Below are 23,982 nucleotides of genomic sequence, written 5' to 3'. Positions count from 1 at the left end.
CGTGCCGGTCCTATCAATTGTTCAACGCGTACATCACGATGTTGACGCCGAAGCGGGTGTTGTCTTCGGCCAGGAAACGCTTGTTGCGCCAGTCGTAGTCCCACTCGCAGCCGTAGTCCTTGTTGCTGTAGAGCAGCCCCAGGCGGCCATCGATCTCGATGCCCTTCAGGTAGTCGTGCACCAGGTCGTCGCCCCAGCCGTTGAGTTCGAAGCTGGTGGCCGGCGGGCCATCGGGGAAACGGAAGAAGCTGCGGTACAGCGGGTGGCTGTTGGGCAGCTTCTGCAGTGCCCTGGGACCAAACAGGCGGCCCATCTGTGCCTCGAACGAGGTGGCGAACAGCCCATCGATATCGTGGTTGCAGTCGTCGACGAAGACGAAGCCACCATTGCGCACATAGCGCACGAAGTTCTGCCGCTCGGCGGCATTGAACTCCACCAGCGTGTGGCCGGCCAGGTAGCAGAACGGCGCTTCCAGCATGCGCGGGTCGGCCAGTGCCACCACGTGCTCCTGCGGGTCCACGCGCAGCGAGGTGTAGTCGATCAGCGAGGTGATCAGGTTGGACGGCATGCGCGCGTCCACGTCCCAGTCACCGGAGTCGTACTGCAGGCGGGTGAACCAGAAGTCGTAGCGCGAACTGCGCGGGCCTGCCTCTGCCCAGGCCGGCAGCGCCGCCGCCGAAGCGGCAGCGGCCAACCAGCGCAGGCAGGCCCGGCGATCCATCAGACGGCGTCGGACAGCGAGGTGAAGGTGAAATCGCGCAGCTTCATCGGCGGGATCATCATCACGTAGCTGGACTCATCACCGGCCACACGCACCGGCTTGCCCAGCTCTTCGATGTTGTTGAGCATGATCACCGGCGACTCGTTGAAGCGGAAGTTCTTCACCGGGTGCTTGATCTGGCCGTTCTCGATGTAGAAGGTGCCGTCGCGGGTGAGGCCGGTCAGCAGCACCGTCTGCGGATCGACCATGCGGATGTACCAGGTACGCGTGACCAGGATGCCCTTCTGGGTGCCACGCACCAGCTCGGCGGTGCTTTTGTCGCCACCGCTCATCAGCAGGTTGCCCGGCGAGGCCTTGGCGGTCTTGCCCTGCTTCTGCGCCCAGAAGCGCGAGTAGTCCAGGTTGGCGATCTTGCCGTTCTCGATGATGGCCATGCGCTCGCGCGGCAGGCCTTCGTTGTCCCACGGCAGCACCGGTGCGTCCGGATGCCACGGATCGGCGATCATGGTCACGCGCGGGTCGTAGACCTGCTCGCCCAGCTTGTTGCCACCACCCTTCTTCGACAGGAAGCTGCGGCCTTCATCGGCCGAGCGCGCACTGAAGAAGTTCATCATGAAGCTGATCAGGCCTGCCGCTGCGGCCGGCTCCAGGATCACCGTGTACTTGCCCGGTTCCAGCGCCTTGGCTTCGGCCGACTCGGTGGCCTTGCGCATGGCGATGCGGATGTCCTGGTCGGCCTTGAAGTCGGCCGCATCCTTCAGGTTGCGGCCGACCCAGCCAGAGCCGCGGCCATCTTCAGTGCGCACAGTGCAGGTGTAATCGAAGTTGGTGGTGCGCTGGTAGGCGAAGTTGCCGTTGCTGTTGGCGGTGGCCTGGAAGCCCTGGCCATCCTCGAGGAAGCCGGCGGCGATCAGGCCGTGACCACGGCACGGGGCGATCGAATCGGCGGCGACCTTGGCACGGAACGCCGGATCGATGGCAGCAGTGGATTCGCTGAAGGTGGGGCTGGCGCGGTAGCTCTGCTTGCCGATGGCCGGCATGAACTCCGGGTTCTCCGGGGCCAGGCGGGCCAGGTCTTCGGCACGGCGCACCACGCGTTCCAGCGCGGCATCGTCGAACTCGTTGATCGAGGCGGTGCCGACGCGCTTGCCGAAGGCGACGGTGACTGCCAGTTCGGTGTTGTCGACGATGCCACTGGTGGAGACATTGTTCAGCGCGAAGCGGATGTTGCCGCTGATCGCGCCGGCCAGCACGGCGGTGCACTCGTCGGCCTTGGACAGGGCGATGACCTTGTCGAGGATGGCCTTGGCCTGGGCTTCGGTGAAGATACTCATGGTGTAAGGGCTCCTGACCGGTCAGCCGAGGCTGCGTGCGGTGTTGATGACGTTGATGCCGTTGAAGCGCGCGGTGGACGAGCCGTGCGAGACCGCCGAGACCTGTCCCGGCTGGCCCTTGCCGTCGAAGAACGAACCGCCCAGGCGGTAGTCGCGTTCGTCGGCCACGGCGGTGCAGGCGTTCCAGAACTCCGGCGTGCGGATCTGGTAAGCCACGTCTTCCAGCATGCGGGTGATCTGGCCGTTCTTGATCTCGTAGAACAGCTGGCCGCCGAACTGCGCGTTGTAGCGCTGCTGGTCGATCGAGAACGAGCCATCACCGATGATGTAGATGCCGTTCTCCACGTCCTTGATCAGGTCCGGCACGCTCAGCGGCGTCTTGCCCGGTGCCATCGACACGTTGGCCATGCGCTGGAACTGCACGCTGGACCACGAGTCGGCATAGCAGCAGCCGTCGGACTCGGTCTTGCCGAGGATGTGGGCCTGGTCGCGGATGGTCTGGTAGTCCACCAGCTTGCCGTTGCTGATCAGGTCCCAGCGCTTGCACTTCACGCCTTCATCGTCGTATGCCACCGCGCCGAGGCTGCCGGGCTGGGTCTTGTCGGCGAAGATGTTGACCAGCTCGCTGCCGTACTGGAAATGCTGTTCGCGCTTGTCCAGGGTGGCGAAGCTGGTGCCGGCGTAGTTGGCTTCGTAGCCGAGCACGCGGTCCAGTTCCAGCGGGTGGCCGATCGACTCGTGGATGGTCAGCCAGGTATGCGACGGATCGAGCACCAGATCGTACTTGCCCGGCTTCACCGACGGGGCCTTCAGCTTTTCCTGCGCCTGCCGGGCGGCGGCGATGGCGTCTTCCTTCATGTCGTAGGAAGAACTGTAGTTGACCACGCCATTCGGGCTGACCACCTTGCCGGCGGCGGCGCCGTCCAGGTACTCGTAGCCCAGGCCCATCGGCGAGGACAGGCCCGAACGGGTGCGGAACTTGCCGCTGCTCTTGTCGATGGCGGTGACCGTCATCGGCGCCCAGATGCGGTGCACGTCCTGGTCGATATAGGAACCATCGGTGGAAGCAAAGTACTTCTGCTCGTTGACCAGGAACAGCATCGAGTTGACGAAGCTGGCACCAGCGCCCATTGCGGCAGCGTTGACGTCCAGCAGCAGGCCGACCTTGTCCTTGATCGGCACCTCCATCGCATTCTTGCGGATCGGCGTGCGCCAGCTCACTTCACCCACGCCCGGCGCCTTGGCCAGCTGCACCGGTGCGGTCTGCACGCCGGCATTGGCCTTGGCGATGGCCGCCGCCTGCTGCGCGGCCCTGGCCACGTCGGCGGTACCCAGTGCGTTGGTGGCGGCGAAGCCCCAGGCGCCGTTGACGATCACGCGGATGCCCACGCCGGTGGACTCGGTGTTCACCACGTTCTGTACCTTGTCCTCGCGGGTGATCACGAACTGCCGCAGGTAGCGGCCGATGCGCACGTCGCAGTAGGTGGCACCGGCGCTGCGCGCCGCCTGCAGCGCCGCGTCGGCCAGGCGCTTCTTCAATGCCGGGTCGAGGCTGGACTGCAGCTGCTCGGCGGCGATCACCTTGCCGAAGAAGGAGGGCACGATCAGCCCGCCCGCGGTAAGCCCGGTCAGGGCCAGGAAGTCACGTCTTTGCAAGGCTGCTCTCCATGTCGAAGGATGGGTGGCTCAAGCGCCGAGACTGCGCGCGGTGTTGATGATGTTGATGCCGTTGAAGCGGGTGGTGGACGAACCGTGCGAGACCGCCGAGACCTGGCCGGGCTGGCCCTTGCCGTCGAAGAACGAACCGCCCAGGCGGAAATCGCGTTCATCGCAGATGGCCGTGCAGGCATTCCAGAATTCCGGCGTGCGGATCTGGTAGGCCGCATCCTCGACCATGCCGGCGATCTTTCCGTCCTTGATCTGGTAGTACAGCTGGCCACCGAACTGCGCGTTGTAGCGCTGCTGGTCGATCGAGTACGACCCCCGGCCGTGGATGTAGATACCGTTCTCCACGTCCTTGATCATGTCCTCGACGCTGAGCGGCTGCTTGCCCGGCGCCAGCGAGACATTGGCCATGCGCTGGAACTGCACGCTGGACCAGGAATCGGCGTAGCTGCAGCCATGCGATGCATCGCGGCCGAGGATATGGGCTTCATCGCGGGTGGCCTGGTAATCGACCAGGATGCCGTCGCGCACCAGGTCCCAGCGCTGGGTCTTGACGCCCTCGTCGTCGTAGCCGACCGCACCGAGGCTGCCCGGCTGGGTCTTGTCGGCGAAGAAGGTGACGATGTCGCTGCCCCAGCGGAAACCCGCATCGCGCTTGTCCAGCGTGGCGAAGCTGGTGCCGGCGTAGTTGGCTTCGTAGCCGAGCACGCGGTCCAGCTCCAGCGGGTGGCCGACGTTCTCGTGGATGGTCAGGAACAGGTTGGACGGGTCCAGCACCAGGTCGTACTTGCCGGGCTTCACCGACGGCGCCTTCAGTTTCTCGCGCGCGTGGCGGGCGGCCGCAATGGCGTCCTCGACCGGGTCGTAGGAATCGCGGTAGGCGGTGATGCCACCGGGCAGGTGCACCTTGCCGCGCGCATCGCCATCGAGGAACTCATAGCCCATGCCCATCGGCGAGGACAGGCCGGCGCGGGTGCGGAACCTGCCGCTGGCCTTGTCGATGGCGGTGGCGGTGAACGGCAGCCAGATGCGATGGATGTCCTGGTCGATGAACGAGCCATCGCTGGAGGCGAAGTACTTCTGTTCGTTGACCAGGAACAGGGTGGAATTGATGTAGTCGGCGCCCGCATCCAGCGCGGCGGCATTGAGGGCCAGCAGCAGTTCGACCTTGTCCTGGATCGGCACCGCCATCGCGTTCCTGCGGACCGGGGTCTGCCAGCGCACCTCCCCGACCGGCGGCGTCGGCGCCAGCTGCACCGGCCGGGTCTGGATGCTGGCGTTGGCGCGGGCGATCGCGGCGGCCTGCTCCACCGCCGCGCGGACCGCGGCCTCGGTCTGCTGGTGGGTGGCGGCGAAGCCCCAGGCCCCGTTGACGATCACCCGCACGCCCACGCCGGACGATTCGCGGTTGGTCACATTGCCGACCTGATGCTCGCGGGTGATGACCGACTGGTTGAGGTAGCGGCCGATGCGCACATCGCAGTAGCTGGCCTTGGCCGTGCGTGCGGTGGCCAGCGCCACGTCCGCCAGGCGCCTGCGCTGGAGGGTGTCGACCGGGGCGAGCAGTTGCTCGGCGGCGATGGCACGGTAATGCGGCAGCAGCAGGCCCGCCAGGCCCAGACCGGAAAAAGCCAGGAACTCACGTCGTTGCACAGCGTTTCTCTCTCTCGCTTGCGTGCGGCCGGCAACGGGCCGAGCCGATCACGTCAACCACTCGACTTTCGCCAGCGCGGGGCATCCGGGCAAGTGACTGCAGTCATGGTTGGGGGTGTTTCGGCAGGGCTTGCAGCCCTGCACCTGCTCAGAGCCGGAGCAACAGCCACAGCAACAGCGGGCTTGCTGAGGGATGGCGGGGCGGTGTGGGTGGGCAGGACACGCCGTTAACCCCCCTCCGGGGTCCGGCCCAGCCGCTGGCGGCTGTGCGTTCGGGCGCTTGCGAAGCAGTGCTTCGCAAGCAAAGCGCCCTCACCCATGGGGGCTCGATGGCGCCATCCATGGCGCCAACGGTCCTGCCCACCCACACCGCCCCGCCTCTGACAGATTCCGTGCGCTGCTGGTAGGTGTCGACCTTGGTCGACACATCTGTCAGATATCGAATGAAATTCGGGGTCAGATCCGTTTTCCTGCGGAAAACGGATCTGACCCCAAGAGCCGTTCCAACAGACCGCAGGAAACTGTCGAAGGCGGGGTGGGTCCGGTGGCAGGGGCGTGAGCGCCATGGATGGCGCGACCGAGCCTCCATGGACGGATTTACGGCGTCCCCTGCCACCGGATCCACCCCGCCATCCCTCAGGAAGCCCGCTGTTGCTGTTGCTTTGGCTGTTGCCGTTGCTGTGGCTTGAAGCAGGTGCAGGGCGCAGCCCTGCTCGGAACACCCCCCTCGTGCACAATGGGCCGACCCCGCCTGGACACCGTCCTGATGTCGAGCAAGCCGCATTCAGAAGCCTGCGAGCGCAACCGCGAACCGATCGCCGCCGCACTCGACCCGTGGATGGGCGACCGCCATCGGGTGCTGGAAATCGGCAGCGGCACCGGCCAGCACGCGGCCTTCTTCGCCGAGCGTTGGCCCTGGCTGCGCTGGCAGCCCAGCGACCATCCGGACCATCTGCCCGGCATCGAGGCCTGGCGCGCGGAAGCGGCGCTTCTGAACCTGCTGCCGCCGGTGGCGCTGCAGGTGGAACTGCCACCGGCGCCTGGGCTCAGCCTGCCACAGGGCAGCACGTTCGACGCCGCGTTCAGCGCAAACACGCTGCACATCATGAGTTGGGCGCACGTGCAGGCGTTGTTCGCCGCGCTGCCATCGGTGCTGCGTCGCGGCGCGCTGCTGGCGGCGTACGGCCCGTTCAACTACGGCGGCCGCTACAGCAGCGACAGCAACGCGCAGTTCGATGCCTGGCTGAAGGCGCGCGACCCGCGCAGCGGCATCCGCGATAGCGAAGCGGTGCAGGCGCTGGCCGCCGACCACGGATTCACCCGCCTGGGGGATGTGGCGATGCCGGCCAACAACCGCCTGCTGCTGTGGCGGTTGGGGTAAACCATCGGTAGTGCCGGCCGCTGGCCGGCAACCGATTGCCGGGATGAATGCCGGCCAGCGGCCGGCACTCCCTTCAGGCCACCTGCACGATATGCAGCGCCTTCGGATTGCGCCACTGCGCCAGCAGGGCCGCTTCGCGCGCCTTGGCCTGCTCGAAATGCGCTTCCTTGACGTGGCCGAAGCCGCGGATGTGCTCGGGGATGCTGGCAATCTCCACCGCCAGGGCCAGGCGGTCGTCATCCAGGCCGTCCAGCAGTACCTGCACGGTGGCCTCGTAATCGCCGATCAGCTTGCGCTCCATGCGGCGTTCCGCGGTGCGCCCGAATACGTCGAAGCGGCCGCCACGCAGGAACTTCAGCCTGGCCAGCAGGCCGAAGGCCTTGAACATCCACGGGCCGTATTCCTTCTTCAGCAACCGGCCCTGCTCATCCTTCTTGGCGAACAGCGGCGGCGCCAGGTGGAAGCGCAGCTGGTAATCGCCCTCGAACTGCTGCTGCAGGCGGCGCTGGAAGTCGCCGCTGGTGTACAGGCGGGCCACTTCGTACTCGTCCTTGTAGGCCATCAGCTTGAACAGGTAGCGGGCCACGGTCTCGGTCAGCGCAGTGGAGCCGCCGATGCGCTCGGCTTCGGCGGTGCGCACGCGCTCGACCAGGCGGCGGTAACGGTTGGCGTAGGCAGTGTCCTGGTACTCGACCAGGAACGCGGCGCGGCGCTCGATCATTTCATCCAGCGAGCGCGACAGGCGGGCGTCATCCAGCGGCAGGAACGCCACGTCGCCACCGTGCGAGGGCAGGCCGCGCAGTTCGCGTTCGTCGCCGGTGTTGCGCGGTGCCGCAGTGGCACCCCATTCATTGCCCTCCCACTCGCCTGGCGGCAGCGGATGCAGCGGGCCCGGGGTGGATTCGGCATCGGTGTGGCGGTTGCGCACCAGGCCGGCGGCCTGCTGCACGGCCTGCGGATCGACCACGGCCAGGCGGCCCCACGCAAAGGCCTGCTGGTTCATCGCCACGGCGGCGCCATTGAGCTCGATGGCGCGCATCAGTGAGTCGAACGACAGCGGCACCAGGCCCTGCTGCCAGGCGTAGCCGAGGATGAACAGGTTGGCGGCGATGGCATCGCCCAGCAGCGCGGTGGCCAGCTGGGTGGCATCGAGCAGCAGTGGTTCCTGGCCGCCCAGTGCCACGCGCACGCCGGCGATGATGTCGGCGGCGGGGAACTGCATGTCCGGGCGCGTGGTGAAGGTGCCCGGCATCGCTTCGTAGGTGTTCAGCACCACCTGCGAACGGCCGGCACGCACCTTCGAAAGCGCCCAGTAATCGTTGACCACCACCATGTCGCAGCCCAGCACCAGGTCGGCCTCACCGGCGGCGATACGCACGGCGTGGATGTCTTCAGGGCGACGGGCAATGCGGATATGCGTGGTCACCGCGCCGCCCTTCTGCGCCAGGCCGGTCTGGTCGAGCACGGTCGCGCCCTTGCCTTCCAGGTGGCCGGCCATGCCCAGCAGCGCGCCGATGGTCACCACGCCGGTACCGCCGACGCCGGTGATCAGGATGTTCCAGGGCTGTTCCAAGCTGTCGCGAAGGGTCGGTGCCGGCAGGTTGTCCAGCAGCGTGGACGCATCGCGCTTGCTGCCCTTGCGCGGCTGGCCACCGTGCACGGTGACGAAGCTCGGGCAGAAGCCGTTCACGCAGGAATAGTCCTTGTTGCAGTTGGACTGGTCGATCTCGCGCTTGCGCCCGAACTCGGTTTCCTTCGGCAGCACCGACACGCAGAAGCTCTTCTTGCCACAGTCGCCGCAGCCTTCGCAGACCAGCGAATTGATCAGCACCCGCTTCTGCGGGTCTTCCAGCTTGCCGCGCTTGCGGCGGCGGCGCTTCTCGGTGGCGCAGGTCTGTTCGTAGATCAGGATCGAAACACCCTTCACTTCGCGCAGGCGCTTCTGCACTTCGTCCAGCTCGCTGCGGTCATGGAACTCGACGTCGCTGGGGAAGTGCTCGCGCTGGCCGGTCCACTTGCCGATGTTGTCCGACAGCACCACGATGGTGTGGATGCCTTCGGCGCGCATCTGCTTTGCGATGTCCGGCACGCTCAGCGGACCGTCCACCGGCTGGCCGCCGGTCATCGCCACCGCATCGTTGTAGAGGATCTTGTAGGTGATGTTGACGCCGGCAGCGACCGCCTGGCGGATCGCCAGCGAACCGCTGTGGAAGTAGGTGCCGTCGCCGAGGTTCTGGAACACGTGCGGGGTATCGGTAAACGGCGCCTGCCCGGCCCAGGTCACGCCTTCGCCGCCCATGTGGGTGAAGGTATCGGTGCTGCGGTCCATCCAGGTCACCATGTAATGGCAACCGATGCCGGCCAGCGCACGCGAGCCTTCCGGCACGTTGGTGGACGTGTTGTGCGGGCAGCCGGAGCAGTAGTGCGGCACGCGCGGAAAACTGGCGCGCGGCAACGCAAGTTCGGCTTCCTTCTCCTGCATCCACTGCAGGCGCTGCTCGATCGATGCGTTGTTGAAGAACTTCTGGATGCGGCGACCGATCACGCCGGCGATGGTGGCCGGGGTAAGTTCACCGGTGGACGGCAGGATCCACTCACCGCTCTCGTCGTACTTGCCGACGATGGACGGGCGCTGGCCCCAGCTGGCCGGCCAGTTGAAGAACTGTTCCTTCATCTGGCGCTCGATGAAGGCACGCTTCTCCTCCACCACGATGATGTCTTCCAGGCCCTGCGCGAAGCGCGCGATGCCCTGCGGCTCCAGCGGCCAGGTCATGCCGACCTTGTACACGCGGATGCCGATGTCGGCGCAGGCGGCTTCGTCCAGGCCCAGGTATTCCAGCGCCTGCAGCACGTCCAGGTAGCTCTTGCCGGTGGTGACGATGCCCAGCCGCGCGCGCGGCGCATCCATCACCACCTTGTCGATGCCATTGGCGCGGGCGAACGCCTGTGCGGCCTTCACCGCATAGCGGTGCAGGCGCATTTCCTGGTCCAGCGGCGGGTCCGGCCAGCGGATGTTGAGGCCGCCCGTAGGCATTTCGAAGTCTTCCGGCAGCACGATGCGGCGCGCCATCGGGTCGACCTCGACCGAGGCCGACGATTCCACCGTCTCGGCGATCGTCTTGAAGCCGACCCAGCGGCCGGTATAGCGGCTCATCGCCCAGCCCAGCAGGCCCATGTCCAGGATGTCCTGCACGCCGGCCGGATTCAGCACCGGCATCATCGCGCTGACGAACTCGTCCTCGCTGCCATGCGGCAGGGTTGAACTGCGGCAGGCGTGATCATCGGCGGCCAGCGCCAGCACGCCGCCATGGCGCGAGGTGCCGGCGGCATTGGCGTGCTTGAACACGTCGCCGCAGCGGTCCACGCCTGGGCCCTTGCCGTACCACATGCCGAACACGCCCTGCACGTTGGCGCCGGGGAACAGGTTGGTCTGCTGGGTGCCCCACACCATGGTGGCGCCCAGGTCCTCGTTCAGGCCGGGGGTGAACTTCACCTTGGCCGCGTCCAGGTGCTTGCGCGCGCGCCACAGCTCCAGGTCAAAGCCGCCCAGCGGGCTGCCACGGTAGCCACTGACGAAACCGGCGCTGTCGATGCCTTCGTGCGCGTCGCGCAGCCGCTGCATCAACGGCAGTTTCACCAGCGCCTGCACGCCACTCAGGTAGATCCGCCCCTCGTTGCGGGTGTACTTGTGGTCGAGCGTGTAGTCACGGTCGATCAGGTCGGCGGAAGAGGGCGAAGTGAGTTGCGCGGTACTGGTCATGGCTGGCCCGGTCAGGATCGGCTGGCACCGGCCGCGTGCAGGCACGCGGCGGGAAAGGCGCGAATTGTAGCAGCGAGGCCCGACCGGCCCGGCACTCGCGCCGGCGGCCATGCTGGGGTTAGGATCGGGGAGAGAGAGGGAGGCTGCGGTTGCGGCCTGGGGAGAAGGGATGTCAGTTGCAGGAAAGATCCTGGGCAGCATGTTGCTGGTCTCGGGAACGGCCCCCGTGTGGGCCGCGCCGGCGGTGCCGGCACCACAGGAGTTCTACTTCGACAGCGATGCGGCCGCCGTGCCCATGATCGTGGTCCAGTCCGACGGGGATGAGCTGGTGGCGCAGCTGCTCAAACAGCGCGAGCGCGGCCGGCGTACCGTGGAGGCCACCGTGCAGCTGGCGTCGGTGGCCATTGCGCAGGGCCGCACCGAGCTGGGTGAACAGCTGTATCGCGAAGCACTGAAGGATGCGCCGGTGCAGGGCAGCCTGGGCCGTAGCGTGCGCTGGAATTACGGCTGGGACCTGCTGCGTCAGGGCCAGCCCGAAGCCGCCCTGGAGCAATGGCAGGCCGCTGCCGGTGGTTCGCTGAGCAAGCCGGGCTGGCTGCCACCCACCTATGCGCTGGCGCTGTGGCGGGCCGGGCAGAAGCAGGAGGCGGTGCAGTGGTATGCCGCAGCGGTGCGTACCGAGCCGACGCAATGGAGCGACAGCAGCCGTTTTGCGCAGTTGTTGCCGTTGTGGCGTGACGACGAGCGCGCCTCGCTGGCGGAAGTGCAGCAGGCCTGGGCGGCCGCGCCGCCGGCCTGGCCCTGAGGGAGGGGGGGGCCGGGTTGCACCCGGCACCCGCAGAGGCAACGGCTGGAGCAACTGCAGCAGCCGAAGCAACAGCGGGCTTCCTGCGGGATGGCGGGGCACTGTGGGTTTGCGGGGCCGCCGTAAACCCATCCATGGGGGCTTGGTCGCCGCATCCATGCGGCTCACACCCCGCAAACCCACAGTGCCCCGCCTTCGACAGGTTCCGGCGGCTGTTGGTAGGTGTCGACCTTGGTCGACACGGTAGGTCCACGCCATGCGTGGATGAAATCTGCCAGGGATAGAAATCGAACTGGGGTCAGATCCGTTTTCCTCTGGAAAACGGATCTGACCCCAGGGCCTCAAGAGCAGCCAGCCAACCGCTTTTGCTTTTGCTTCTGCTCTTTTTCTTTCTTCCACGTGGCTGATCGCCAACCGCAGCTGTTGCTTTCAGCAACCAGCCACGAGGGGCTGCGCCGTTCGCCGGAACCCCTCAATCGTCCGCGGAAACCGTCCGCCCCGACGCCCATGCCCGCAGTGCCTCTACCTGCTCGGCCATCAGCACCGACAGCGGCCGCGTCGCACGGATCTCGTTCATCAGCAGCTCGGTATCCAACGGCCGGCCTTCGGCGTGCGCCGCATACAGCCCGGCCACGATCGCCTGCTCGATCTCGGCGCCGGAGAAACCATTGGCCGCGGCCGCCAGCGCCGGCAGCGCGAAGTCGTCGCCGTTGAGCTGGCGTCGCCCCAGGTGCAGCCGCAGCAGCTCCACACGCACCTCAGGCGTGGGCAGGTCGACGAAGAAGATCTCGTCAAAGCGGCCCTTGCGCAGCAGTTCGGCCGGCAACTCGTGTACCTGGTTGGCGGTGGCGACGATGAAGACCGGCGCCTTGCGTTCGGCCATCCAGGTCAGCAGGTAGCCGAGCACGCGGCGCGATACGCCACCGTCCTCGCCACCGCTGGCCAGGCCCTTCTCGATCTCGTCCATCCACAACACGCAGGGCGCCAGCTGCTCGGCCGAGGCCAGCGCCTGGCGCAGGTTGGCCTCGGTCTCGCCGTGGTACTTGTTGTACAGCGCGCCCACGTCCAGGCGCAGCAGCGGTACGCCGAAGCCGGCGGCGGTGGCCTTGGCCAGCATCGATTTGCCGCAGCCCTGCACGCCCAGCAGCAACATGCCGCGCGGCGGGTCCAGGCCGGCCGGTGCCGAGCCGGCGATGAAGGCCACCCGGCGCTGGCTGATCCAGCGCTTGAGCCGGTTGGCACCGGCCACGTCGCCGAAGCGCGCGCTGTCATGCTCGAAGAACAGGTGGCCGCTGCGGTTGAGCAGCTCGAACTTCAGCCGTGCCAGCTGCGGCAGGTCGTCGTCGCGCAGCGCGCCATCGGCGTAGATCAGCTGGCGGGCGATGCGGCGGGCATCGACCAGGCTCAGGCCCTGCAGGTTCTTCAGGATCTTCTTCACCGCCTCGCTGTCGACCTCGACACGGCGGCCGCCGTGTTCGCGCGCATAGGCGTCGGCCTCCTCGCGCAGCATCTTCAGCAGGGCGTTGGCATCGGGCAGGCGCGGGTTGAAGCGCACCGCCAGGGCCTCCAGCTCGGCCGGCAGCTCGACCTTGGCGCCGATCAGCACCAGCACATGCGGCTCGCTATGGCGGCGCTGGATCAGGTCGCGCAGCGCGCGCTGGTGGCTGGCATACCCCAGGTAGGGGTGGAAATCGAGCAGCAGGTAGACACCCCGCTGATCGGCCTGGCGGATCATCTGCAGGGCGGCGCTGGCATCGGGCGGGCCGACCGGCGGGTCCTCGCGGTCCAGGTCGATGCGACGCAGGCCCTCGGTGATGGACCAGCGGTGCAGGGCCCGCCACACGTGCATCAGCGTCTGCCGGAACAGCTCGACGATGCGGGCCTCATCCTGGGTCTCGATCACGATCAGGGGGGTATTGGCGCGGATCAGTGCGCTCAGGTCCTGCAGTTCGCTCATGCCGGTTCGATCCTTCGGGGGCGCCACGATAGCAAAGGCGATGGCCACTGGTTCAGCACGGTGCTACCTCCCGTCACCACCGCCGGTGTACGCTCGGGGCACGTACCCGGAAGCGAGGCTGGCATGAAGACGATCCTGGTGGCCGGTTCCAAGGGCGGGGTGGGCAAGACCACCGTCGCCACCCACCTGGCCGCGTACGCGGCATTGCAGGGCAAGGCCACGGTGATCGCCGATGCCGACCCGCAGGGCTCCAGCACCCGCTGGGCACAACGGCGTGCAGGGCTGGAAAGCGCGGTGCTCCCCATCGATGTGTATCGGAAGAAGCAGTGGGCGCAGAAGCTGCCTGACGGTACCGATACCGTCATCATCGATGCACCGGCCGGTGCGCTGGCCGACGATATCCCCCATTTCCTGGACGCGGCCGACGCCGTGGTGGTGCCGGTGCTGCCCTCGGCGCTGGATATCGAAGCCATCGTCGGCTTCCTCAACAGCCTGGCCCAGAACCCGCGCGTGCACAGCCGCAAGCTGCCGGTGGGGCTGGTCCTCAACCGCACCAAACCCTGGACCCAGACTTCGCAGCAGGCGCTGCAGATGCTGGCCGAATGGCCATACCCGGTGGTCGCGCAGCTGCGTGACAGCCAGAGCTACGTGGTCATGACCGGCCTGGGCCGCAGCCTGTTCGACTATCGCTCCGCCCAGGTGCGCGAACACCAGGCCGACTGGGAGCCGCTGCTGTCCTGGCTCAAGCTTTGATGCCTGCCTCACTTCTCCTGCTGCATCCTCTTCTCCATGGAAACCCGCGATGCGTGAACTGATCCTGCTGCGCCATGCCCATGCCGAACCCGCCGTTTCCGGCCAGGCCGACCTCGACCGGCCGCTGTCGCCGGTGGGGCTCGCCGAGGCCGAAGCCGCCGGCAAGTGGTTGAAGGAAAACAACCTGCTGCCCGACTGCGTGCTGTGCTCGCCGTCGCGACGTACCCGCGAGACCCTGGAAGCGGTGATGACGGCCATCGGCTATGTCGAAAAGCGCCTGGAAGACCGGATCTACGAAGCCACCCCGGGCACCCTGGCGGCGCTGGTGGACGAGCGTCGTGACCTGGACCGGGTGCTGATCGTCGGCCACAACCCGGGCCTGGAGCAGCTGGTGGCCCTGATGACCGACGGCACCAGCAGTGACTATCGCGGCATGCCGCCGGGCGGCGTGGCCGTGCTTGGCTTCCCGCGCGAGGCCTCGATCGAACCCGGCGTGGCCAGCCTGAACGCGTTCTGGTGGCCGTGATCCGATGAGCCTGGCGCGGCGCAGCCGCTTCCTGCTGCCCGCGTTGCTGGCGCTCGGCCCGGCCTGGGCCGCGGCGCCCCCACCGACCCCGTTGCCGCCCGTGTCCGCCGAGGCGCCACGGGTATTGCGCCTGGATACCCAGCGCTCGCGGATCGGCTTCGAGGTGCGCACCCGATTCGGCCAGCGCATCGAAGGCGTGTTCCCGCACTTCGAGGGGCGTATCGAGATCCTGTCCGACGGCCGTCACCAGGTGCACCTGAAGATGTTCACCCGCTCGGTGGAGATCCCCGGCAAGGCGCGCTATACCGGCTGGATGCGCGGCGAGGAGTTCTTCGATGCCGGGCGCCATCCGGTGGTCGAGTTCGACTCGCTGCCCTACTGGCCGGAGACCGTGGAGCAGGGCGGCGCCATCAACGGCCGGCTGACCCTGCGCGGCATCAGCCACCCCGAGTCATTGCAGGTCGAGAAGGCGGAGTGCGCCCGACCCGGCTATGATTGCGACGTCGTCAGCCGCGGTACCGTGCAGCGAGGCCGGTACGGAATGGACAGCTGGCAGCTAGCCTTGAGTGACCGAGTGACCTTCGTATTGCGTGCGCGCCTGAGCGAGGCGCCGAAACCGTGAACCTCCTGCTGCGCGTCCTGGCGCTGGCAACCGTGTTGCTGGGCAGCGGTTGTGCATCGCTCTCGCATGCCGAGCGTGACCGTGCCGAAGCGATTGCCGTGCAGGCGCGCTCGACCGACGTCGACTGCCAGCGCGCCGACCGCTGCGCGCAGGACTCGCCGTTGCGTGCGCTGGCGGGCCGGGCGTTCACCGAATCCACCCCGGAACAGCCACGCCACTACGCCACCCTGCTCGACGAGGGCGAGGGTGCCCTGGTCGCGCGCCTGAACCTGCTGCGCAGCGCCACCCGCAGCATCGACCTGCAGACCTACATCTTCGACAAGGACGACAGTGCCCGGCTGGTCATCGACGAGCTGCTGGCCGCGTCGCGGCGCGGGGTGAAGGTGCGGGTGCTGATCGACCAGCTCTCGGCGATCTCCGACCTGCAGATCCTCGGCGCCCTGTCCGGCGCGCACCAGAACTTCCAGCTGCGGGTCTACAACCCGACCTTCGGCAAGGCCCGGCTGAACTACTTCGACTATGCCGGCAGCGTGCTGTGCTGCTTCCGCCGCTTCAACCAGCGCATGCACAACAAGCTGCTGGTGATCGACGATGCGATCGGCGTGGTCGGCGGCCGCAACTACCAGGACGACTATTACGACTGGGACCGCGAGTACAACTTCCGCGACCGCGACGTGCTGATCGCCGGCCCGGAGGCGCGGGCGATGGCGGCCAACTTCGATGCCTTCTGGCGCGCCAGGCGCAGCGTGCCGGCCGAGCGCCTGAACGATGTCGGCCGCACCCTGCTGCGCGAGGGCGTGCCGACCCTGCCGCCGGCCAGCTTCCGCCGCCCCGAGCGGGTGGAGCGGGTCAGTGCCGAAGCCAATGACATGGACTTCGTCAGCCGTTCCTTCGTCGATACCGCGTTGCCGGTGGCCTCGGTGAGCTATGTCGCCGACCTGCCGCGCAAGCACCGGCGCGAGAAGGCCGATGCGCCACTGGCCGGACAGCACGTGACCGAGCCGCAGCTGGATGCGCTGATCGCCGGCGCGCAGAAGGAAGTGATCCTGCAGACGCCGTACCTGGTGCTGTCCAAACCGGCGCAGAAGCTGTTCCGCGAGCTGCGCAAGCGACCGCAGCCGCCGCGCGTGGTGGTGTCCAGCAACAGCCTGGCGGCGACCGACAACCCGATCGTCTATGCGCTGTCGTACAAGTACAAGCGGCGCAACATGCGCGAACTGGGCTTCAACATCTTCGAATACAAGCCGTTCCCGCTGGATGCACCGGTCGATTACCGCAACCTGCTGCCCGACCCGATCGCCGCGCCGGAAGGCGACGACGACGGCGGGCGCAACCCGCTGATCGGCGGCAGTGCTGCCGGCAGCAATGCCGGCGACCGTCGCGATCGCGATGAGCATCCGGCACCCACCGGCAAGCAGGGGCCGGTGAACCATCCGCGCACCGGCAGTGCCTACCAGAACGCGCGCGAGCGCCGCCGTGCGGCCGGCAGCGAGGTCGAGACCCGCCTGCTGCGCACCGAGACCCGGCCCTCGTTCCTGGGCAGCAAGGCGGTCAACAAGCCGTTGCCGGTCACCCGCAAGGGCGCGCGCATGGGCCTGCATGCCAAGTCGCTGGTGGTCGATCGCCGCATCGGCGTGGTCGGCACCCACAACTTCGACCCGCGCAGCGAGAACTACAACACCGAAGGCGCGGTGATCATCGATGACCCGGCCTTCGCCGAGCAGCTGGCCGAGAGCATCCTGCGCGACACCCACCCGCAGAACTCGTGGACGGTGGCGCCGCGGGCCAAGCCGCCGGTGCTGTCCGGGCTCAACTACAGCGTCGGCAAGGCCTCCGAAGCACTGCCGATCCTCGACTTCTGGCCGTGGCGCTATGCCACCGACTACGAGTTCAAGCCCGGCCCGGACTGCCCGCAGCCGTTGCCCCGGCAGGACCCGGGCTTCCACCGCTGCTATGTCGCCGTGGGTGATTTCCCCGAGGTCAATGTCGGCCCGAAGTGGCTGCTGGTACGCATGCTGACCGCATTCGGCGCCGGCCTCGTTCCCATCCTCTGAAGGTGCCCGCATGACCCAGGTGTTCCGCGAAGCCGTTTCCCTCGAGCAGCTCAATACGCTCAGCCGCAACACCGCGATCGCGTCGCTGGGCATCGTCTTCAGCGCGGCCGGTGACGACTGGCTGCAGGCCACCATGCCGGTGGACGAGCGCACCCGCCAGCCCTACGGCATCCTGCATGGCGGCGCGTCGGTGGTGCTGGCCGAGACCCTGGGCAGCAGCGCCGGCAACCTGTGTGTGGATACGGCCAAGCAGATCTGCGTGGGGCTGGAAATCAACGCCAACCACGTGCGTGCGGTGCGTTCGGGCACGGTCACCGGCACCGCCCGCGCGCTGCACGTGGGCCGCAGCACCCAGCTGTGGGAGATCCGCATCGAGGACGAGCAGGGCCGGCTGGTGTGCATCTCGCGGCTGACCCTGGCGGTGGTGGCGGCCGGCCACGGCTGAGCCCCGGACGGGCGGTGACGGCAGCGGAACCCAGCGTTCCCTGCCGATTGCCCCGGTCGATGGGTGTTATGGCCTAAATCGGCTGGCAGCGATGACGGCCCTCCGGTATCGTGCGCGGATGACTTCCCCCACTCCGGCCCCCCGCGGCGGCGTGGCGCGTGTGTGCCGTTACCTGTACCGCGTACCGCTGCTGTTGGTCCACATCATCGTGTTCCTGCCGCTCATCCTGATCGGCATGCTTCGGCCGTGGGGCGAACTGCGCGTGGGCGAGGCGACCCTGGGGGCCAAAGTGGTCAACTGGTGGCAGGGGGGGCTGATGTGGATCTTCGGCTTCCGCCTGGTGCAGATCGGCAGGCCGCTGCCCGGCGCCGTGCTGTTCGTCGCCAACCACGTCAGCTGGGTCGACATCTGCATCCTGCACAGCCAGCGCATGATGGGCTTCGTCGCCAAGCGCGAGATCGCCAGCTGGCCACTGGTCGGGTGGCTGGCCGCGCGCGGGCAGACCATCTTCCACCAGCGCGGCAACACCGAATCGCTCGGTGGCGTGATGCAGGTGATGGCTGATCGCCTGCGCGAAGGCAAGGCAGTGGGCGTGTTCCCCGAAGGGCGTACCCGCGGTGGCCACGAAGTGGGCCCGTTCCATGCCCGCATCTTCCAGGCGGCGGTTGAGACCGGCGTGCCGGTGCAGCCGGTGGCTCTGGTGTATGGGCTCAAGGGCGACGCGCAGACCATTGTCGCGTTCGGCCCCGGCGAGAGTTTCTTCGCCAATTTCCTGCGCCTGCTCGGTGAGCCGGCGCGGCGTGCGGAAGTGCATTTCCTGGCACCGATCGGTGCGCAGGACCTGGAAGGCCGTCGGCGCATCGCGGAGACGTCGCGCGCGCGCATCGTGGCGGCCATGAGCACGCAGTGAGGGTGCGGTGGCCCTGATCCCGCCACCCGTCCTGGACGCCGGCACGCCGACGCTGCACGCGGCTGACTACCAGCCACCGCGCTGGCTGCGCAATCCGCACCTGCAGTCGATGCTCAGCTCCAGCCGCATGCGCCTGCAGCGCGGCCTGCTGCTGCTGGCCGCGACCGGCGCGATCAGCGAGGAACTGATCCTCGACGGCGGCGACGGCGTGCGCCTGCAGGGCTGGCACAGCCATGTCGAAGGCCGCGAACCCAAGGGCATGGCCCTGCTGCTGCATGGCTGGGAAGGCAGTGCCGAATCCAGCTACATGCGCATGGCGGCCGCGCGCATGCTCGAACAGGGCTTCGACGTGGTGCGGCTGAATTTCCGCGACCACGGCAATACCCATCACCTCAACCCCGGCATCTTCCACTCCAACCTGATCGACGAAGTGGTGCATGCCGCAGGCGATATCGCCCAGCGCTGGCCGCAGCTGCCGCTGGTGGCCGCCGGCTACTCGCTGGGCGGCAACTTCGTGCTGCGCCTGGCCCTGCGTGCGCCGGCGGCCGGCGTGCCGCTGCTGCGCGTCGCCTCGGTATGCCCGGTGCTGGACCCGGCGCTGACCATGGAGAGCATCGAGAACGGCCCGGCAATGTACGACTGGTACTTCCGGCGCAAGTGGGCCGGTTCGTTGCGGCGCAAGCGCGACCTGTTCCCCGAACTGAGCGACTGCGACGACCGCGTGCTGAAGCTGGACATCCGCGCGTTGACCGCCTGGCTGGTCGAGCGCCACACCAGTTTCGGCTCGTTGCAGGCCTATTTCGACGGCTACTCGATTGCCGGCGATCGCCTGTCCTCGCTGCAGGTGCCGGCCGACATCCTGATGGCACAGGACGACCCGGTGATCCCGTACGCGACCTTCAGCGACTGGCAGCTGCCGCGCAACGCGCACCTGGAAACCGCCTGCTGGGGCGGCCACTGTGGCTTCCTGGAAAACTGGCGCGGTGACGGCTTCTCCGAGCGCTGGGTGGCGCAGCGCCTGCAGCGCGTGCTGCAAGGCTGAACCGGCACGGGCGCGCAGGCCGCTACAATGCGGGTTTGCCCTTGAACCGGACCGCCATGCAAGACCAGATCATCCAAGCGTTGCGCCAGAACGAGGCCGACCAGGCCGTGCAGCTGGCCCAGGCGTGGACCCGTGATGAACCCGGCCAGGCCGAGGCCCACCGCTGGCTGGCGCTTGCGCTGCAGCAGCAGGGCAAGGCCGAGGACGCGATGGAGGCCCTGCAGCAGGCGCTGCAGCTGGCCCCGGACAATGCCCAGCTGCACCTGCAGCACGCCGGCCTGCTGCTGGCCCTGCGCCAGTTCGACGGCGCTGGCGAAGCACTGACGCGCACCACCGGGCTGGACCCGAACGCTTTCGCTGCCTACCTGATGCAGGCCCACCTGGCGATCGGCCGCAACGATTTCGATGAAGCGCAGCGCCTGTCCACCCTGGCCTCGCGTGTCGAACCGGACCACCCGGAACTGCTGACCATCGACGGCATGATCGCGCTGCGCCGCGATGATGCCGATCGCGCGCTGACGCTGCTGTCGGCCGCCAACCAGGCCCAGCCCAACGACATTCGCGTGCTCTACGCACTGGGCTTCGCCTACCTGGGCAAGAACATGCTGGCCTTCGCCGAGCAGGCGTTCCGCCGCGTGCTGGAACTGAACCCGACCATCGCCTCGCTGCATGGCCTGGTGGTGCAGCTGGCCATGCGCCAGGGCAACCTGGACGCTGCCGCCGAAGCGATGCAGATCGCGCTGCAGCAGCAGGGCCTGGATACGCCATCGATGCGCCGCCTGGCCGGCGAACTGGCACTGCGCAGCGGCCAGCCGCTGCAGGCGCTGGAGCACCTGCTGCCGTTGCTGGAATCGCTGCCTGACGACCGCGACGTACTGCAGTTGCTGCTGATGTCCTGGCAGCGCCTGGGCCGCGAAGACGAGGCCCGCGCACGCCTGGATGCCGCCCTGGAGCAGCACCCGCAGCTGCACGACCTGTGGCTGGCACGCCTGGCGGTGGAAGAGGTCGGCAGTGCCACCGCCGCCGCCACGGTCGAGCGCTGGATGGACGCGATGCCGGGCCACCTGCCGGCGCTGGAAGCGCGCCTGCGCCTGCACGACATGGTGGGCGAACACGCCCAGGCCGAAGCGATCGCCGAGCGCATCGTCAACCTCGAACCGGGCCGCGTCAGCGGCGAAACCCGCCTGGTCGAAGGCCTGCTGCAGCGCGATCCGGCCGCCGCGGTCGCCCGCGTGCAGGCGCTGATCGACATGGCACCGGAAGGCCACCGCGCCGACCTGCGCACCTGGCTGGGTGAGATCCAGGATCGCGCCGGGCAGCACGAAGACGCGCTGCAGACCTGGCTGGCACTGCAGGCCGACCAGGCACCGCAGCGCCTGCCGCTGCCGCCGCAGGCCAAGGCGCCGCCGAGCTGGCCGGACAAGGGCGAGATCGACGGTGATGCCACTTCCGCGCCGATCTTCCTGTGGGGCGCGCCGGGTTCGGGCGTGGAGCGCGTGGCGACCGGCCTGGCCGCCGCCAGCCCGGTGCTGCGCAGCGACCGCTATACCTCCAACGCACCCGACGACGCGTTCCAGAACTACCACACGCTGCAGGACCTTGCCTCGGGCGTGCTGACCCCGGAGCGGCTGGTGCAGCGCTGGCGCGAACAGCTGCCGTCGCGCGGCGTGCAGGACGACGCGATCATCGACTGGCTGCTGTGGTGGGACAACGCGCTGCTGTGGGCGCTGCGCCCGCAGCTGCCGCAGGGCCGCCTGCTGGTGGTGCTGCGCGATCCGCGCGACATGCTGCTGGACTGGGTGGCCTACGGTGCCGCCGCACCGCTGGCAATGACCTCGCTGGCCGAAGCCAGCGAATGGCTGGCGCGCGCGCTGGCCCAGGTCGCCGCCCTGCACGAGGACGATCTGTACCCGCAGGTGCTGCTGCGCATCGACCAGATCGGCAACGATCCGCAGGCGATGGCCGAACTGCTGGGCCGCCTGTTCGAGCGGCCGATGCCGCCAGCCGCGCAACTGGGTGCGCCGCGCTTCCCGCCGGGCCACTGGCGCAACTACCGCGACGTGATGAGCGCCGCCTTCGCCAAGCTCACCCCGATCGCGGTGCGCCTGGGTTATCCGGAAGAGTGAGGACACGCCGATGCAACTGAGCAGCCACAGCCTGACCAACGGTGCACCGATCGACCGCGAATTCGCCGCCGGCGATGCCGCGGGCTTCGCACCGGACCGCAATCCGCACCTGGCCTGGAGCGATGTGCCGGAGGGCACCCGTTCGTTCCTGCTGGTGTGTGTCGATCCGGACGTGCCGACCGTGCCGGAGACGGTCGGCCGCACCGACATGAGCGTGCCGCGCGACCAGCCGCGCTGTGATTTCGTGCATTGGGTAATGGCCGACATTCCGGCCTCGGTGCGCGAGATCGCCGCAGGCAGCTGCAGCGACGGCTTCGTGGTGAAGGGCAAGTCCAAACCGGCCGGCCCGGCCGGCAGCCGCCAGGGCCTGAACGACTTCACCGGCTGGTTCGCAGGCAATCCGGACATGGCCGGTGACTACCTGGGCTATGACGGCCCGTACCCGCCGTTCAACGACGAACGCCTGCACCACTACTTCTTCCGCGTGTTCGCGCTGGACGTGGCATCGCTGCAGCTGCCGGCACGCTTCACCGCCGCCGACGCCTACCGCGCCATGCACGGCCACGTGCTCGCCGAAGCGGCACTGCACGGCACCTACACGTTGAACCCGGCGCTGGGCTGAGAGCCCTTGTAGGGCCGGGGCATGCCCGGCTTTGCTTTCTGCAGAGTCGAGCCATGCTCGACTTTGCCTTGTAGAGCCGAGCCCATGCTCGGCTGCTTCTGCTACGCAATGGACCTGCAGTAAACAGCAAACCCTGCCAGGAACGCATCCGCTTCGGCGCGATGCACTTCCGACTGAAGCACCTCGAAGATCTCCTCCGGTTCCAGGCCCAGCACCGGTACACGCAGGAACAGCGTTGTACTGAACGCGGCACTGACCGTGGACAGCACCGCGCGAAGTGCCTGCAGCATGTCCTCGCCACGATGGGACGCATGCACTAACGCAATGGGCCGACCGACGATCTGGTCGCCGGATACGAGCCAGTCGATCGCATTCTTCAATCCGCCGGGAATGCCACGCACGTATTCAGGGCTGCACACCAGCACACCGTCGCTGCGGGCGATGGCCGCCTTGAAGCGCGTCACGCTGCAGGGTTCATCGGTGCCTTCCAGATCGGGGGAGAACACCGGAAGTTCGCCGACCCCGGCGTAGACCTCGATCTCCATGCCGGGCGGCGCGATGGCTTTCAGGGCCACCAGCAGAGCGGTGTTGGTCGACTGCCGGCGCGCGCTGCCGGATATGGCGAGAATCTTCATCGTGGCAAGGCTGGCACGTGGGGCTGCGTCGACGCTACAGAACGTAGAAGGGCGACCTCGTGGCCGCCCTTCTGTTTATTTACTTCTTCTCGATGGCCGACTCGACCACCATGTCCAGCACGTACGCCTGCGACGGCGCATCGGCCGGCGGGTTCTTCACTTCGTAGCGCTTCACGCGCACCACGTTGCGCACGCCGTCTTCGTGGGTGTAGCCCTCGATGGTGCCGTAGAAGTTCTCGAACTTGCCCGGCTCACCCTGCTTCAGGCCCTTGTCGTCGAACTTCACTTCGCGCACCTGCAGGCACTGGTAGTCCGGGATCAGCGGGTGCGAGCACTTCTGCGTCTTGGCGGCCACTTCCAGGAACACGGTTTCGCCGGCGCCGCCGTAGCGGGTTTCAGCGGTCGGCTCCGGGTTGAACACCAGCACGTCGCCCTTGGCGTTGGTCAGCGTCAGCTTGCCATCGGCATCCTGCTCGGCCTTCAGCTCGCCCTGCAGGCGGCTCGACACGGCTTCGTCCAGCGCCATCAGCGCCTTGTCGGTGCAGGCCATCATGGTCGAGGCCATCGCGCTGACCGTCAGCTTGCCGTCGGCCAGGGTGTAGCCGCCGCCCATGCGGTTGCAGGTGTTGCTGACCGACAGTCGGCCATCTGCGAAGTCCAGGGTGACCGGCTTGTCTTCGCGGGCGAACAGCGCGTCGATGCGCTTGCCGTCGGCGCCGGTGGCCTGCTGCAGCAGCCAGTGCTGGCTCTGCAGGCGCTGCGCATCCAGGTGCGCCAGCGTCTGCTGGTCTGCTGCCTTGGCCGCGGCCGGGGCCACGTCGTCGCCGCCGGTGCCGGCCGGGGCCGGGGTCTGGCTGCAGGCGGCCATCAGGGCCAGCGGGAGGAGCAGGGTGAGCTTGCGGTTCATGGTGATTCTCCTTGGGGAACCGTGGGGGAAACGGGGTGGGGCCGGCAACGGGGTTACCGTACCC

At 67.8% G+C, this 23,982-nt stretch carries 19 protein-coding genes; 11 read left to right on the top strand and 8 right to left on the bottom strand.

From position 1 onward, the window contains the following. Positions 1-13: 13 nt before the first annotated feature. The 4 genes from AC5P7I_RS16230 to AC5P7I_RS16215 are packed head-to-tail and all read right to left on the bottom strand — an operon-like array spanning position 14 to position 5,373. Positions 14-721 (bottom strand): DUF4159 domain-containing protein, encoded by a 708-nt coding sequence (locus tag AC5P7I_RS16230; RefSeq protein ID WP_075075907.1) that lies wholly within the window; start codon positions 719-721, stop codon positions 14-16. Beyond that, positions 721-2,055, bottom strand: a complete 1,335-nt coding sequence (locus tag AC5P7I_RS16225; protein WP_014645476.1) for a TldD/PmbA family protein — start codon at positions 2,053-2,055, stop codon at positions 721-723. The genes AC5P7I_RS16230 and AC5P7I_RS16225 overlap by 1 nt, the downstream gene beginning before the upstream one ends. Before the next feature lie 21 nt (positions 2,056-2,076). Next, the gene (locus AC5P7I_RS16220) at positions 2,077-3,711 is read right to left on the bottom strand and encodes a TldD/PmbA family protein (protein WP_014645477.1); all 1,635 of its coding nucleotides are present in this window, start codon (positions 3,709-3,711) and stop codon (positions 2,077-2,079) included. A gap of 30 nt (positions 3,712-3,741) precedes the next feature. Continuing rightward, positions 3,742-5,373 carry a TldD/PmbA family protein gene (locus AC5P7I_RS16215; protein ID WP_075075906.1) on the bottom strand — a complete coding sequence of 544 codons (1,632 nt, stop codon included), beginning with the start codon at positions 5,371-5,373 and terminating at the stop codon, positions 3,742-3,744. Between the two features lie 766 nt (positions 5,374-6,139). Between AC5P7I_RS16215 and AC5P7I_RS16210 the strand changes: the two genes are divergently transcribed. After that, positions 6,140-6,754 (top strand): DUF938 domain-containing protein, encoded by a 615-nt coding sequence (locus AC5P7I_RS16210; RefSeq protein WP_032961616.1) that lies wholly within the window; start codon positions 6,140-6,142, stop codon positions 6,752-6,754. A 73-nt stretch (positions 6,755-6,827) separates the two neighbouring features. Here the strand turns inward: AC5P7I_RS16210 and AC5P7I_RS16205 are convergent, their stop codons facing one another. Then, positions 6,828-10,514 (bottom strand): indolepyruvate ferredoxin oxidoreductase family protein, encoded by a 3,687-nt coding sequence (locus AC5P7I_RS16205; RefSeq protein ID WP_014645480.1) that lies wholly within the window; start codon positions 10,512-10,514, stop codon positions 6,828-6,830. 169 nt (positions 10,515-10,683) lie between these two features. On the opposite strand from AC5P7I_RS16205, the gene AC5P7I_RS16200 reads away from it, so the two are divergent. Next, complete coding sequence (locus AC5P7I_RS16200; protein WP_262087910.1) at positions 10,684-11,319, top strand: tetratricopeptide repeat protein; 636 nt, start codon at positions 10,684-10,686, stop codon at positions 11,317-11,319. A gap of 472 nt (positions 11,320-11,791) precedes the next feature. Here the strand turns inward: AC5P7I_RS16200 and AC5P7I_RS16195 are convergent, their stop codons facing one another. Then, entirely contained in the window at positions 11,792-13,276 is a 1,485-nt protein-coding gene (locus AC5P7I_RS16195; RefSeq protein WP_014645482.1) for an AAA family ATPase, read from the bottom strand. A gap of 123 nt (positions 13,277-13,399) precedes the next feature. Here AC5P7I_RS16195 and AC5P7I_RS16190 point away from each other — a divergent pair, with 123 nt between their 5' ends. The 9 genes from AC5P7I_RS16190 (at position 13,400) to AC5P7I_RS16150 (ending at position 22,376) form a co-directional block, all read left to right on the top strand. After that, a complete protein-coding gene (locus AC5P7I_RS16190) occupies positions 13,400-14,029 on the top strand; it encodes a nucleotide-binding protein (protein WP_005420986.1) in 630 nt (209 codons plus the stop codon). Between the two features lie 49 nt (positions 14,030-14,078). Continuing rightward, the gene (locus AC5P7I_RS16185; protein ID WP_014035499.1) at positions 14,079-14,555 is read left to right on the top strand and encodes a SixA phosphatase family protein; all 477 of its coding nucleotides are present in this window, start codon (positions 14,079-14,081) and stop codon (positions 14,553-14,555) included. Between the two features lie 4 nt (positions 14,556-14,559). Continuing rightward, on the top strand, positions 14,560-15,177 hold the full coding sequence (locus tag AC5P7I_RS16180; protein WP_014645483.1) for a YceI family protein: 618 nt from the start codon (positions 14,560-14,562) through the stop codon (positions 15,175-15,177). Then, positions 15,174-17,231 (top strand): phospholipase D family protein, encoded by a 2,058-nt coding sequence (locus tag AC5P7I_RS16175; protein ID WP_262087911.1) that lies wholly within the window; start codon positions 15,174-15,176, stop codon positions 17,229-17,231. The genes AC5P7I_RS16180 and AC5P7I_RS16175 overlap by 4 nt, the downstream gene beginning before the upstream one ends. Before the next feature lie 10 nt (positions 17,232-17,241). Then, entirely contained in the window at positions 17,242-17,676 is a 435-nt protein-coding gene (locus tag AC5P7I_RS16170; protein ID WP_014035502.1) for a hotdog fold thioesterase, read from the top strand. Between the two features lie 118 nt (positions 17,677-17,794). Further along, the gene (locus tag AC5P7I_RS16165; RefSeq protein WP_032961622.1) at positions 17,795-18,586 is read left to right on the top strand and encodes a lysophospholipid acyltransferase family protein; all 792 of its coding nucleotides are present in this window, start codon (positions 17,795-17,797) and stop codon (positions 18,584-18,586) included. Positions 18,587-18,638: 52 nt separating this feature from the next. Continuing rightward, the gene (locus AC5P7I_RS16160) at positions 18,639-19,628 is read left to right on the top strand and encodes a YheT family hydrolase (protein ID WP_046427777.1); all 990 of its coding nucleotides are present in this window, start codon (positions 18,639-18,641) and stop codon (positions 19,626-19,628) included. A 56-nt stretch (positions 19,629-19,684) separates the two neighbouring features. Continuing rightward, on the top strand, positions 19,685-21,754 hold the full coding sequence (locus AC5P7I_RS16155; protein WP_032961627.1) for a tetratricopeptide repeat protein: 2,070 nt from the start codon (positions 19,685-19,687) through the stop codon (positions 21,752-21,754). A 10-nt stretch (positions 21,755-21,764) separates the two neighbouring features. Beyond that, entirely contained in the window at positions 21,765-22,376 is a 612-nt protein-coding gene (locus AC5P7I_RS16150; RefSeq protein WP_032961630.1) for a YbhB/YbcL family Raf kinase inhibitor-like protein, read from the top strand. Between the two features lie 101 nt (positions 22,377-22,477). Here the strand turns inward: AC5P7I_RS16150 and AC5P7I_RS16145 are convergent, their stop codons facing one another. Both AC5P7I_RS16145 and AC5P7I_RS16140 read right to left on the bottom strand, forming a co-directional pair. Then, positions 22,478-23,011: an NADPH-dependent FMN reductase gene (locus AC5P7I_RS16145; protein ID WP_014645488.1), complete on the bottom strand. Its 534-nt coding sequence runs from the start codon at positions 23,009-23,011 to the stop codon at positions 22,478-22,480. Positions 23,012-23,090: 79 nt separating this feature from the next. Continuing rightward, positions 23,091-23,918 carry an META and DUF4377 domain-containing protein gene (locus tag AC5P7I_RS16140; RefSeq protein ID WP_049420290.1) on the bottom strand — a complete coding sequence of 276 codons (828 nt, stop codon included), beginning with the start codon at positions 23,916-23,918 and terminating at the stop codon, positions 23,091-23,093. Positions 23,919-23,982 lie beyond the last annotated feature (64 nt).

The sequence above is a fragment of the Stenotrophomonas sp. YJH_SMC_138 genome, assembly GCF_059369855.1.
The sequence above is the reverse complement of the archived record's forward strand: the minus strand, read 5'-3'. Positions and strand labels throughout refer to the sequence as shown.